At 44.3% G+C, this 14,674-nt stretch carries 7 protein-coding genes; 5 read left to right on the forward strand and 2 right to left on the reverse strand.

Features of this window, described 5'->3' with window-relative positions:
- The first annotated feature begins 82 nt into the window (after positions 1–82).
- Genes ACX1N5_RS01695 through ACX1N5_RS01710 form a run of 4 tightly spaced genes read left to right on the forward strand, consistent with a single transcriptional unit; the run spans position 83 to position 8,932 of the window.
- Positions 83–1,270, forward strand: coding sequence for an efflux RND transporter periplasmic adaptor subunit (locus ACX1N5_RS01695; RefSeq protein WP_458802262.1), 1,188 nt, complete (start codon positions 83–85; stop codon positions 1,268–1,270).
- A 3-nt stretch (positions 1,271–1,273) separates the two neighbouring features.
- Positions 1,274–4,417 carry an efflux RND transporter permease subunit gene (locus ACX1N5_RS01700; RefSeq protein WP_458802260.1) on the forward strand — a complete coding sequence of 1,048 codons (3,144 nt, stop codon included), beginning with the start codon at positions 1,274–1,276 and terminating at the stop codon, positions 4,415–4,417.
- Positions 4,414–7,530: an efflux RND transporter permease subunit gene (locus tag ACX1N5_RS01705; protein WP_458802258.1), complete on the forward strand. Its 3,117-nt coding sequence runs from the start codon at positions 4,414–4,416 to the stop codon at positions 7,528–7,530. The genes ACX1N5_RS01700 and ACX1N5_RS01705 overlap by 4 nt, the downstream gene beginning before the upstream one ends.
- Before the next feature lies 1 nt (position 7,531).
- On the forward strand, positions 7,532–8,932 hold the full coding sequence (locus ACX1N5_RS01710) for an efflux transporter outer membrane subunit (protein ID WP_458802256.1): 1,401 nt from the start codon (positions 7,532–7,534) through the stop codon (positions 8,930–8,932).
- 51 nt (positions 8,933–8,983) lie between these two features.
- Here ACX1N5_RS01710 and ACX1N5_RS01715 read toward each other — a convergent pair whose 3' ends face one another.
- Positions 8,984–10,183: a multidrug effflux MFS transporter gene (locus ACX1N5_RS01715; RefSeq protein WP_458802254.1), complete on the reverse strand. Its 1,200-nt coding sequence runs from the start codon at positions 10,181–10,183 to the stop codon at positions 8,984–8,986.
- A 110-nt stretch (positions 10,184–10,293) separates the two neighbouring features.
- Positions 10,294–11,601, reverse strand: coding sequence for an SIP domain-containing protein (locus ACX1N5_RS01720; protein WP_458802253.1), 1,308 nt, complete (start codon positions 11,599–11,601; stop codon positions 10,294–10,296).
- Positions 11,602–12,059: 458 nt separating this feature from the next.
- Between ACX1N5_RS01720 and ACX1N5_RS01725 the strand changes: the two genes are divergently transcribed.
- Positions 12,060–14,660, forward strand: a complete 2,601-nt coding sequence (locus ACX1N5_RS01725) for a PepSY domain-containing protein (protein ID WP_458802251.1) — start codon at positions 12,060–12,062, stop codon at positions 14,658–14,660.
- Positions 14,661–14,674 lie beyond the last annotated feature (14 nt).

Consider the following 14,674-nt stretch of genomic DNA (forward strand, 5'->3'; position numbering starts at 1 on the left):
TCCCAATTCAAATCTATGAAAATCGTACAATCTGATTCAATTTTTTGTGTCACAAATTTTTAAATTTCAAGCTGAGTGTCATATGCAACGCAAAAAACTCTTGATATTGGTCTGCCTGTTGATATTGCTGGTTGGTACAGTCGCCTATTTTTTTGTAAAAAATAAAAATACTCAAAAAAGAAACGGCCCACCAAAAAATGCAACGTCAGTGCAAGTCTCTACAGCAAGCCAAAGCAATGTCCCTGTGATTTTATCGGCACTCGGTACAGTCACTGCAAGCCAGACGGTTTCTGTGACCAGCCTGATACAGGGTCATTTACAAGAAGTGTATTTTAAAGAAGGTCAGTATGTACAAAAAGGTCAGCTACTGGCAAAAGTCGATACCCGCGCTTATGAAGCGACCTTGCAGCAGTATCAAGGACAACTCGCAGAAAATCAGGCACAGTTGAACAATGCCAAACTGACTTTGGCACGTTATCAGCGTTTGTATGCACAAGACTCGATTGCCAAGCAGGATTTAGACACTCAAATTGCAACTGCAGCGCAATATGAAGGGGCAATTAAAGCTGATTTGGGGCAAATTGCATCGGCCAAACTCAATATCGAATATGGACGGATTGTCGCGCCAATTTCAGGCTATATCGGCATTCGTAATATTGATGTGGGTAACTTGGTCAGCACCGATGCAACCACCGCAATTGCAACCATTACTCAAACCAAACCAATTGCGGTGGTGTTTAGCATTCCACAAACCAAACTCGATGACGTGGTTCAACCAATTCGTAATGGTGGAAAGCTCATGGTGAAAGCCTATGACCAGCAAGGAAAAACGATGCTGGCAGAAGGCGAAGTGCGAGTGATTAGTAACGAAATTGACTCGACTACAGGGACAGTCAAGCTCAAAGCCACTTTTAATAATGATGATAACAAATTGTTTCCGAACCAGTTTGTGAATGTCAAATTGCAAACAGGTGAGTTGAATAACGCGATTGTTGTGCCAAGCGCGGCGATACAAACCAGTACCGCAGGGCAATATGTCTTTGTGATTGACCAAAAATCGGTTGCACACAAAGTGATGGTGAAAGTTGGCCCGCAAACAGAAGATGGTAAAACTGCGATTCTCTCTGGGGTCAAAACAGGTCAGAAAGTTGTGACAACGGGTGTGGATTCGTTAGGCAATGGCTCTAAAGTGAATATCGTGACGGCTCAGAAAGTCGATACCAGCATTTTAGATTCCGCACCAAACAAAGGCAGACATTCTCCTAGATAAATTATGAATCCATCTCGCATATTTATTGAAAGACCTATCGCCACAATGCTCATGATGATTGCGGTGATCTTAAGTGGTCTATTGGCTTATCGAAGCCTATCTATTTCGGCATTGCCAGAAGTCGATTATCCCGTCATTCAGGTGACGACACAGTTTCCGGGTGCAGGGCCTGAAGTCATGACCAGTGGGGTAACTGCTCCACTGGAACGGCAACTTGGGCAAATGGCAGGTTTGAACCAGATGTATTCCACCAGTTCAGGTGGCGCATCGGTGATTACCCTGAAATTTAACCTTGATACCTCGCTGGATGTTGCCGAGCAGGAAGTGCAGGCTGCCATTAATACAGCTGACTCGCTGTTGCCATCGGATCTGCCGAACAAACCAACCTATAAAAAGGTTAACCCAGCGGATACCCCAATTTTGACTTTGGCGGCAACCTCAGACACCTTGCCGCTGACCAAAGTCCAAGACCTGATTAATACGCGAGTTGCACTGAAATTGTCACAAATTTCGGGTGTGGGTTTGGTGAGTCTGGCAGGTGGTCAGCAACAGGCGGTACGAATTCGTGCCAATCCCGCGGCTTTAGCCAGTCACGGACTCACTCTGGCTGATGTGAATACCGTCATTAATGCTGCCAACGTCAATGGCTCTAAAGGCGGATTTGACGGCCCTGAGCGTTCGGTTACCATTGATGCCAATGACCAGTTACAAACCGCTGATGAATATAGCAACCTGATTTTAAAATATGAAAATGGTCAGGCACTGTATTTGCACGATGTTGCAACCATTGAACAAGCGCCGCAAGATGAATATCAACAAGCTTGGGCAAATGGTCAGCCTGCGATTATTATTAATATTCAGCGTCAACCAGGCACCAATGTAGTTTCTATTGTCGATACCATTAAAGCCAAGTTGCCTGAGCTTCAAGCAGGTTTGCCTGCTTCTGTAAAAATCAGCACCTTGTCTGACCGTACCGATACCATCCGTGCTTCAATTTCTGATGTGCAGTTTGAGTTGATCTTGGCGATTGCCTTGGTGGTCATGGTGTCATTTTTGTTCTTGCGGACTTTTGCAACCACGCTGATTCCAAGTTTGGCCGTGCCATTGTCGATTGTGGGAACTTTTGGCGTGATGTATCTGTCAGGTTTCTCGATCAATAACTTGACCTTGATGGCGCTGACGATTGCCACGGGCTTCGTGATTGATGATGCGATTGTGGTGGTAGAGAACATTCAGCGGCATATTGAGAATGGTGAAAAACCACTAATTGCTGCGCTGAAAGGTTCACAGGAAATTGGTTTTACCATCATTTCTTTGACCATCTCACTGATTGCCGTACTGATTCCGTTGTTGTTTATGGGTGATGTCATTGGTCGTCTGTTTCGTGAGTTTTCGATTACGCTTGCAGTGTCGATTCTGGTGTCGATGTTTGTCTCGTTGACCCTGACGCCAATGCTGAGTGCTTATTTGCTGAAACATATTCCTGAAGAAAAGCACAATAAACTGGCACAAGGTTTTGGGCGTGGTTTTGACAAACTGCTCAAGGTTTATGAAAAATGCCTGCTTTGGGTATTGGATCATCAACCATTGACATTATGCGTTGCGATTTTATCGCTTGTGATGACAGCCGCCTTATATCTATGGATTCCTAAAGGTTTTTTCCCTTCACAGGATACAGGCAAGATTCAGGGGATTACCCTTGCTTCACAAGATGTGTCGTATGCTGAAATGGTGAAACGTCAGCAGGCAATGGCAACAGAGTTGCAAAAAGATCCTGCTGTGGATTCGATTGCGTCAATTGTCGGGGTAGACGCTGCCAATAACACCTCACTGAATATGGGGCGTTTGCAGATTAGCCTGAAAGATTTTGGTGAGCGCGATAAAGCCGATGTGGTGATTGCCCGTTTAAAAGAGCGTGCTGCGAAAATTGCAGGGATTCAACTGTATGCAATTAAAAGCCAAGACCTGAATGTCGATGATCAGGTCACACCAAGCCAGTATCAATTGACGCTGGATGCTTCTATTCAGAGTGATCTGGAAAACTGGGCGCCGCAGTTTGTTGATGCACTCAAAGAACGTCCTGAATTTAAAGATGTAAATACCAATTTGCAAAATCGGGCAAAAGTTGCGTATGTGCAAATCAATCGCGATGAAGCCAGCCGTTATGGACTAACCGCCAGTGATATTGATACAGCATTGTATAACGCTTTTGGTCAGCATTTAATTTCAACCATTTATACTCAAGCCAATCAGTACCGTGTGGTGCTTGAAGTCCCACCCGAATATAAACAGGATCTGTCAGCCTTTTCGCATATTTATCTGAAAGCAGCAACCAGCTCATCATCAACATCGACCACTACGAGCAGCAGCAGTTCAACCAGCACAAGTAGCACAGCGAGCAGCAGTATGGTGCCGCTGAGTAACCTGATTACGGTCACTGAAAAAGAGGGTTATCTGGCGTATGCACGCCGTGACCAGACGCCAGCGGCAACAGTATCCTTTAACCTTGCTGATGGTTACTCGATTGAACAGGCACGTCAGGCAATTGATGATGTGAAGCAAAAAATCCAGATGCCAGATACGGTTAATCTGCAATATCAAGGGTCGCTCGAAGCATTCAGCTCGTCTAGCCAAAATACTTTGTGGCTGATTCTTGCAGCCGTGATCACCATGTATATCGTACTGGGAATTTTGTATGAAAGCTGGATTCATCCAATTACGGTACTGTCGACTTTACCTTCGGCAGCAATTGGTGCATTACTGGCACTGAAACTCACAGGCACTGAATTTAGTTTGATTGCGTTGATCGGGATTATTTTGCTGATCGGGATTGTGAAGAAAAATGCCATCATGTTGATTGACTTTGCGCTTGATGAGAAGCGCCAAGGGAAAAGTGCGCACGATGCGATTTATCAGGCATGTTTACTGCGTTTCCGTCCAATTTTGATGACTACCTGTGCTGCGTTACTTGGTGCAGTGCCATTGATGCTGGCATCGGGTTCAGGAGCAGAACTGCGTCAACCTCTTGGTTTAGTGATTGTTGGTGGTCTGATTTTTAGTCAACTCCTTACCTTATTTACTACACCTGTGATTTATCTGGCGTTTGAAAAATTAACGCAACGGAAAAAATCAGGGGCAGTGTCATGAACTTGTCTAAAGTCTTTATTTTAAGACCGATAGCAACGATCTTGGTCAGTCTGGCACTGACCTTGCTTGGGGTACTGGCATTTCGTTTGTTACCTGTAGCGCCGTTACCGCAAATTGATACGCCAACGATTATGGTGCAAGCCAGTCTGGCAGGAGCAAGCCCTGAAACCATGGCAGCGACTGTCGCTACTCCACTTGAACGTGCCATGGGGCAGATTGCAGGAATTACGGAACTCACCTCGACCAGTGGTCAGGGTTCAACCAATGTTGTTGTGCAGTTCGACTTAAACCGTGATATTGATGGCGCGGCGCGAGATGTGCAGGCAGCAATCAACGCGGCACGCAGCTTGTTGCCAAGCAGTATGAAAACTTTGCCGACCTATCGTAAGGCAAATCCTTCTGATGCACCGATTTTAATGTTGGCATTGACCTCAGATACCTTAAACCGTGGGCAGTTATATGACTTGGCTTCAAGTCAGTTACAGCAGAAAATTGCACAGGTGCAGGGTGTTGGACAGGTGTCAATTCGTGGTGGTGCTTTGCCTGCGGTGCGGATTAATCTGGATCCCAAACAGCTCACCAGTTATGGCATTAGTTTAGATACAGTACGCGCAGCAGTGGATCATGCCACGACGAATTCTCCGCGAGGTTTGCTCAGTGGGAGTCACTATACGTGGTGGATCGATGCCAATGGGCAGCTCACCAAAGCAAAAGATTATCAAAATCTGATTGTGGCTTATCGTAATGGTGCGGCTGTACGTCTGCACGATGTGGCATCGGTGACGGATTCGATTCAGGATATTTATTCGGCAGGTTATTTTAATAATCAACCTTCAGTTTCGATTGCGGTGACGCGTCAGGCTGGCGCGAATATGCTGGAAACCATTGACTCGATTAAAGCGTTGATTCCTGTGCTGAATGAAATGTTGCCTAAAGGCACACAAATTACTTTAGCTATTGACCGTTCACTGAATATTCGTAGTGCCTTGCATGAAACTGAACGAACGCTGATTATTGCCATCTTATTGGTGATTTCAGTGGTATTTGTTTTCCTGCGCAAAGGTCATGCTTTGCTGATTCCCGCGATTACCTTGCCGATTTCAATTGTCAGTACTTTTGCTGCCATGTACGCTTTGGGTTATAGCCTCGATGCACTGTCGATGATGGCGTTGATTGTCGCCACGGGCTTTGTGGTTGATGATGCGATTGTGGTGCTGGAAAATATTAGTCGCCATATTGAAGACGGCATGAATCCGATGGATGCTGCACTGAAAGGTAGCAAGGAAGTGGGATTTACGGTCTTGTCGATGACTGCATCATTGATTGCGGTGTTTATTCCATTACTGTTGATGGGTGGCGTACTGGGACGTTTGTTTCGTGAATTTGCCGTTACATTGTCGGTTGCGTTGCTCATTTCCATGTTTGTCTCTTTAACGCTGACGCCGATGTTGTGTTCGCGTTTGCTGAAGAAAGAAACAGGTGAGGAAAAAGAAAACCGTGTCATGGCATGGATTGGCAAAGGTTTAGACAAACTACATGTGAGTTATGTCAGCAGTCTTGCGATCGTTATGAAGCATAAGCGTCTGACCATGGTTACGTTATTGCTGACCGTGATCGGTAATGTCTATCTGTATAAGAATGTGGAAAAAGGCTTATTTCCTGATCAGGATAATGGCATGCTGATGGGGCAATTACGTGCCGATCAAGCCACCAGTTTTCAGTCGCTCGAACCGCGATTGAAAGCGATAAGTCGTATGTTACAAAAAGACAAAGACATTCAATATGTCATTGCTTCAACGGGTGGTGGTGGTTTTGGCGCTCGTAATACGGCAAATTTCTTTATTCGCCTCAAAGATGAAACTCAGCGTACACAAACAGCCATGCAAATTGCCAATCGTATCAGTATGAAAACGCGCCACATGGCAGGGGCATCGTTATTTTTAATGCCCGCTCAGGATTTACGTGTTGGCGGGCGTAGTGCCAATGCCACTTATCAGTACAGTTTACAAAGTGATAATTTGCAAACTTTGCGCGAGTGGAGTCCTAAAGCTTATGCGACCTTGAAACAGTTACCTGAACTGACCAGTGTCGATAGTGATGCACAGTCAGGCGGTTTGGACGTCAAAGTGGTGATTGATCGCGCTGTAGCACAGCGTTATGGTTTAAATGTCAATGAAATTGATACCTTTTTAAATAACGCATTTAGTCAGCGTCAAATAGCAACTCAATATCAAATGCTGAACCAGTATTACAGCATTATTGGTTTAAATAACAATTACATTCAAAACCCTGAAGTCTTAAAGCAATTGTATGTACTGACCAGTAATAATCAGTCGATTCCGATTTCAGCCTTTGCGCATCTGGAATATACCACTGCACCATTATCGGTTGCCCATCAAAGTCAGATGGCAACGACCACGATTGCCTTTAACTTGGCAAATGGGGTGTCTTTACAGCAAGCCAAAGCTGTGATTGAGCAAGCGATGGTGAAAATCGGAATGCCTGATTCGATTCATGGCAGCTTGCAAGGGACAGCACAGGTGTTTGAAACTTTGGTTAAACAAATGCCGTGGCTGATTTTGGCAGCTCTGGCAACCATTTATATTTTGCTGGGTATGTTGTATGAAAGCTGGATTCATCCAGTGACAATCTTATCAACTTTGCCGTCGGCAGGAGTCGGTGCACTGGTTCTGATGATGCTCACTGGCACACAGCTTACAGTGATTGCGTTGATCGGGATTTTGCTGTTGATCGGGATTGTGAAGAAAAACGCCATCTTGATGATTGATTTTGCTTTAACCGCAGAAAAACAGCAGCAGCTTTCACCCGAGCAAGCCATTATCAAAGCCTGTGATAAGCGTTTCCGTCCTATTTTAATGACCACGCTGGCTGCATTTTTTGGTGCATTGCCGCTGATTTTGCAGACTGGTTCAAATTCATCACTGCACCGCCCATTGGGAATTGCCATTTGTGGTGGTTTGGTCTTTAGCCAGTTATTAACCTTGTATACAACGCCTGTGGTGTATGTGTATTTAGATCGTTTTGGTTCATGGGTGAAATCGTTCTGGAAACGTCCGAATTCATCGCAAGTGCCCCTGAATGATGAGCATTGATATGTTAAAAAATAAATTATGCCTCGCTTTATGTTGTGTGTTGCCAATCTTCTCAGGTTGTACGGTAGGCCCAAATTACATCAAGCCTGAGATTTCAATGCCTGTGACTTATAAGGAAGTACAAGGTTGGAAAGTCGCTCAGCCACAAGATCAGCAAACTCGTGGCGCGTGGTGGGAAATTTACCAAGATGCAACTTTAAATCACTTACAGCAGCAAGTAGTGCTGTCAAACCAGAATATTGCCCAGTACGTTGCCAAGTATGAACAGGCTGCGGCGTTGGTATCACAGGCGAAAGCCAATCAGTATCCGAGTATAGATGCGACAGGCGCTGGTACGCGTAGCGAACAAAATCAGGCGAAGCCGAGTAGCAGTTATAGTGCTAAGGCGAGTTTGAGTTGGGAGTTGGATGTCTGGGGTAAACTGAAACGCACCGTGCGTGAAAATCAAGCCTCGGCACAAGCCAGTGCAGCAGACCTTGCCAATGCCACTTTAAGCGCACAAGCCACGTTAGCGAAGGATTATTTTGCGCTGCGGGTTCTGGACAAACGTATTGCCCTGTATGACAAAACGATTGACACCTATACGCGTTATCGTAAGGTTTTGGCGGCCAAATATAAAGAAGGCGTGATTGCAAAGTCCGATCTGACTCAGGCTGAGCAGTCACTGTATAGTGCCAAATCAGCACGTGAAGACTTGGTTTGGCAACGTGCCCAGTATGAACATGCCATTGCCATACTCATTGGGAAAATGCCTGCCGAATTTGATCTTCCTGTCAGTCAGGCAGCATTGCCTAAACCTCCAAGCATACCACTGACTTTACCAAGTCGCTTACTCGAACGCCGTCCCGATATTGCGTCTGCTGAGCGCAGTGTGGCTGCAGCAAATGAAGCCATTGGTATTGCGATTACGGGGTATTTTCCTGACATTACGCTATCAGGTTCAAGTGGTTATTCAGCAAGTAGTTTGTCCAATTTAATCAGCGCGCAAAACTTGCTCTGGTCATTGGGTGCTTCTGCGACACAAACGGTATTTGATTTTGGCGCAAACAAAGCCAAAGTGAAACAAGCACGAGCTGCTTATGATGCGTCAGTGGCGAACTATAAGCAGACAGTACTTGAAGCCATGCAAAATATTGAAGACTATTTGGCACAAGGCACAAGTTTAAGTAAAGAAGTGCAACATACCAGTCAGTCTTTGGCAGCGGCAACGGAAACCGCACGGATTATACGTAACCAGTACAATGCAGGCGTGATTGACTATACAAATGTAGCGTCGACTGAAGCCACACGTTTATCAAGCGAACAAAGCTTGTTACAGCTCCAGTCGACCCAATTGCAAAATAGCGTGGCACTCATTACTGCGCTTGGTGGAGGTTGGCAAAGTTCTGATCTGCCAAAATAGTTTTGCTTTAAAAAAAGACCTTGTTCAACAAGGTCTTTTTTTATGTCTCTTTTAAGCAATATGATGAGATTTAATCGGTTGAATTTTCCGAACCAGTATGCCGCCAATCACGCTATATAAGATCATCACGATGCTGACTGAAACTTCTAGTTTTAGCGGTAGAAGATACAAAATTGCACCTGAAACCAGTCCAAAGGCAAATTGTAATGCGCCGAGTAAGGCACTGGCTTGACCTGCGCGTTGTCCTTGTTTGGACAAGGCCAGAACAGTTGCATTGGGGCCAATAAAACCGACACATGCCACAATCATGAACAGACCCGACATTATGCTCCAAACGGCAACATGTTGGCTAAACACAAAAGCGCTCAGAACAATTGCACCTAAAAATTGTATGCTTGAACCTAACTTTAACAGTTCGAGTGAATCATAGCGTTTGATTAGAAAACGATTAAGGTTGGAAACTGCAATAATCCCACAGGCATTCACGCCAAATAACAGGGCAAATATACCTGAACTGACTCCTAAATGATCAATCATGATTTCTGAAGCACTGTTGATATAAGTAAATAGCATGCCCATTAAAATACCACTGGCAACAGCAGGCACAATAAAACTGCGGTCTTGGCATAAATAGATATAACTTTTCAGTGCAGAACTAACTGTATGTTTTTGGCGGCGTTCAGGGGGTAATGTTTCAGGAAATCTAAAATATGAAATGATCATACTGATGATGCCCAAAACCAACAGCACCACAAAAATAGAACGCCAGTTGAACGCCCAAAGCATTAGGCTACCGATAAGAGGGGCAATAATTGGTGCAACCCCTTGAACAATCATCAATAGTGAAAAGGCATGTGCCGCATCTGTCCCATTAAGTCTGTCACGAATTGCGGAGCGAGCCACCACTACACCAACACAGCCACCTAGCGCTTGGGCAATACGTGCAATTAGCAAGACTTCAAGGTGCATAGCAAACACGCACACTGCACTGGCCAGAACATAGAGCGTCAAACCAAAAAATAATGGTTTACGCCGCCCAAAATGGTCGCTAACAGGACCGTAAACCAGCTGCCCAAATGCCAGACCAATAAAGTAAGCCGGTAAACTATTGGCAATTTGTGCAGTGCTCACCGATAAATCTTTTGCCATTGTGGGTAGGGCAGATAGATACATATCAATAGAGAATGGCCCCAATGCCGTAAGTACGGCAAGCGCTGCGATCCACAACAGAGAAAATGGCTTTTGTTGCATGAGAAATACCAAAATAAAAGATGACTGTGGCGCTACTGATGCTGGATTGGTTCATCACATCAGCAACTCAGGTTTTGAGAGTCTAGAATCAGAAGATAACGATGAAAAACTTATTCGTCATCAATGACTGTATGCGCGCTCGATGCACCATGTTGCCAGTAACCTGCTGCTTTAATCGCATGCTTCGCTACCTGATACTGTTCGACCAGTATTTTACGCAACTGGCGTGCGACCTGAGTTTCTGCGGCCAGCCAGATAAAATAATCGTGCTGTGGCAAAGACAGATTTTGTAATGCTTGCTGAAATAAAGTCGTTTGACCACTGGCTTGACCTTCACGGTGCAACCAAGTGATCTGAACTTTAGCCGCCGAATCCAGAACAATTTCATCGGCTGGCGAATTCACTTCGATAATCACTGTTGCCTGAGCCGATGCAGGGAGTTCCTCTAAACGCCGTGCAATTGCAGGTAAGGCAGTGTCATCACCCATCAAGACATAATGTTGATATACCATTGGAATGATCATTGAACCACGAGGGCCACCGATGGCGATTTGATCGCCAATGCTTGCATGTTGTGCCCATTTTGTTGCAGGACCTGCATCATGAATCACAAAATCAATAGTTAAGGTTTTGGCATCTAGGTCAAACAGACGCGGGGTGTAGTCACGTGCAATCGGTTTAGTGTCATCGGCAAATTTTAGGCCTTGTTCAGTCATTTCAGGTTTGACCAAATGTCCTGTTGCCGCATCTTGGAAGAACAGTTTAACGTGGTCATCAAAACTGTCGCTTTTAAAATCGGCGAGATCTTGACCTTTAAATACAATGCGAATCAGGCTTGGGCTAATATTGAAAATATCTTGAACTGTCACAATGCGAAATTTGAGGTGATGGCGCACACGGTAAGGTTTTTTATCGAGCGTTGTTGTACTGGTTGTCACTATTGCATCCTGTTTTAGTTGTTGTAATGTTGTCGCAGCGGTTTGGAGTGCATTTACAAAAATCTCTGCTTCTTCGGCGTTTAGTGGGCGACCTGCCAATACTTCACGCACCTGTTTTTTAAACACATGCAAAGTATCAATAACCGATGTTGGTTGTTGTGAACGAATGTTGATTCGGTTCAAAATTTCCTGAATATGCTCTTTATATGCATCGATCACCTGATGACCAAGTTCAGTCATCTGATAACTTTGTTTACGTGCATCTTCCGCACAGACTTGCATGCGAATCAGTTGTTTTTCCTGTAATTCAGCCAGTAATGGATAGACCATACCTGCACTTGGGCTGTAGTTGCCATTGGTCATTTCTTGGATGGCTTTGATCAGCTCATAGCCATGACGAGGTTTTTGGGCAATCAGATGCAAGACCACCCAGCGTAAACCGCCATGCCCAAAACCTTTGTGATTGGATTTACCACGCATAGGAAGATTAGAAATAAAAAAGATATATCTATATTACACAATAAAAAAGATATATCTATTTTATTTTTTGAATCTGAATCGAAATCAGACTGAAAAAATGTGACAAGATGTAGCCAAATATGCTGCTAGATTTTTTGGAGGAGCTGAGTTGTCACATTGCTTATGTGCAATAAAAGTAACAACTAAAATGAACAGAAATATTCAAAAATACGGAGTATGTTATTTACCACCGATCTTTGTATATCTATGTATTGTGGAGAAATTGATCCTTTGAGGAGAGAAACATCAGCTGATATCAGAGCGAAATGAATAGCTCTCATCTCACTGGTAGGTTGCTTGAGCTGTAAGTTATGAGCAATTTTTTATGATCTTTCTAAATGAGAATGTAAATCCATATTATTTACATAGATGTTCGGTATAATTTATTTCAATTTTAATGAACCTATTCAATAAATAATATGCTGAAAAAAACACTGTTCCAGATTCACTGGTTTTTGGGTATCACCGCAGGTCTGATTTTGTCACTCATGGCTGTCAGTGGTGCTATTTTTTCCTATCAGCCACAAATAACCAAGCTGATTAATCCAGAAAGTTATAATGTGACAGAGCAGCCACGTGCCAAACTGACGCCTAGTGAATTATTTTTTCATTTTAAACAGCAGCAACCTAAGATAGAGATTAATAGTATCAGTGTGACCAAGTCACCGACAGAATCTTCGGTGGTCAATATCCAAAAACAAGGTGAGCGTCGTGGTTATGACATGATGGTCAACCCATATACGGCTGAAGTTCTCCCTGAAATTAAGGGGCAGGCATTTTTCCGTTTTATTGAGCAGTTTCACCGCACTTTGACCGTTGGCGAATTTGGTAAGCAATTGACGGGTGCCAGTGCGCTGATTCTGATTTTCTTTGTGCTCAGTGGTTTGTATTTACGATTTCCCAAAAAGCATTCTTTTAAACAATGGTTTGCTATTAAACCACACCTGAATGGACGTAATTTTTTGTGGGATTTGCATGCGGTAGTCGGTACATGGGTCATGGTGTTTTATCTGACGTTTGCATGCACAGGACTGTTCTGGTCGTATGACTGGTGGCGTGCAGGTATGTTTAAAGTCATGGGTGTGGAAAATACTCGTGTCGGAGGAAAGGAGAAGCCTGAGGGACGCCCAGCAAAAGGGATGCAGCAACGCGGTACAGACGTTCAGCGACCACAACGTGTACCAGAGGCTGAACAGCAAGGTTCAACATTGTCAAATGTATTGGTTCAGCAGCAATTAAACCAAGCATGGGCAGGTTTTAATGCTCAGATTGCGCGTGATTATTCGAGTGTGACTTTCACCGTGCCGCAGCAGGCAGATGGGCGAGTAAAAATTTCATTTGTTGATGCGATTCCACAAAATGAACGTGCACGTAACAGCGCCGTATTTAATCTCAAAAATAATCAACTGGAAAAAGTTGATTTGTATGCCAATAAAAAGCTCAATGAGAAAATCATGTCGAGCATGTTGCCTGTGCATCGTGGCAGTTTCTTTGGCCCTGTATATCAATTCATTGCCATGCTGACAGCACTGGCAATGCCATTATTCTTTGTTACAGGCTGGATGTTGTACCTAAAACGTCGCAAGCAAAAACGTCTAACTCAGGCGGCACGTGGTGATTTGGGATCAGAACATGCAGCATTGACTGAACATGCATGGCTGATTAGCTACGCAACCCAAACCGGCACGGCTGAGCAATTGGCTTTGGCAACAGCCAAGTCTTTACAACAGGCAGGTTATGCAGTTATGGTCAAATCTGTACAGCAGTTAACAGCTCAAGATTTGCAACAAGCCCAGCAGGCACTGTTTATTGTGAGTACTTATGGTACAGGTTCGGCACCTGATCTGGCGGTTGGTTTCAGTAAACAATTTATGAAGTGTCGTGCAGATTTGGCTCAGTTAAACTATGCGGTGCTGGCTTTGGGTTCTAAAGAATATCCCGAAAGTTTCTGTCAGTTTGGTCATGCAGTGGATACATGGTTGGCTCGACAAGGTGCGAATCCTTTATTTAAGTTAATTGAAGTCAATAATGCCAATCCAAAAGAGATTCAGCAGTGGTATGAGGCTTTAGCAGAAGTTACAGCAAGTGATGTTCAGCAAGTTGAAATCAAAAAACAATTTGAAACATGGACACTGAGCAAACGTGAATTACTGAACCCAAACAGTCTTGGCGCGCCAGCCTTTCATCTGGAATTGCAAACCATAGCCGATGTGACATGGCAGGCGGGGGATATCGCTGAAATCCAACCACAAAATAGCGTTGAACGTATTCAGCAATTTTTACAGCAGCAATCTATCTCAGCAGAAAGCCTTACCAGTCAAGGTAAGACGATTTTTGAAGTGTTACGTAGCAAAGATTTAACCCAGCCCATTTGTGCTTATGCCACGCTGGATGAATTGCTCGAACAATTACCTGAACTGCCGCGACGTGAGTATTCAATCGCCAGTATTCCCGAGCAACAGTGTCTACAGTTGGTGGTACGCCAGCAGTCCGATGCTCAAGACCAACTCGGTTTAGGTTCAGGCTGGTTGACTCAGCATAGTGTTATTGGTCAAGAGATGGCGATTGCGATTCGCAGCAATCCATCGTTCCATCTGCTTGAAGATGACCGACCTATCATTTGTATTGGTAATGGGACAGGCATCGCAGGTTTATTAAGTTTATTGAAACAGCGCATCCAGCAAAATCGTGGGCGTAACTGGCTGATTTTTGGTGAACGTCAGCGTGAGCATGATTATTTTTATCAACAACAGCTAGATGTCTGGCAAGCTGAAGGCATGTTGCAACACTTGGATCTAGCTTTTTCCAGAGATCAGGCTGAAAAACAATATGTTCATCACCGCTTACGTGAGCAAGCTGAATTATTAAAAAACTGGATTGCTGACGGTGCGGTACTTTATGTTTGCGGCAGTATTCAGGGTATGGCAACCGATGTTGACCATGCTTTAGAAGAAATTTTAGGTACAGAGCTATTGCAGCAGTTACGTGATGCAGGGCGTTACCGCCGTGATGTTTATTAAGATTTAAAATGTGA

This window comes from Acinetobacter sp. ANC 4636, from assembly GCF_054454555.1.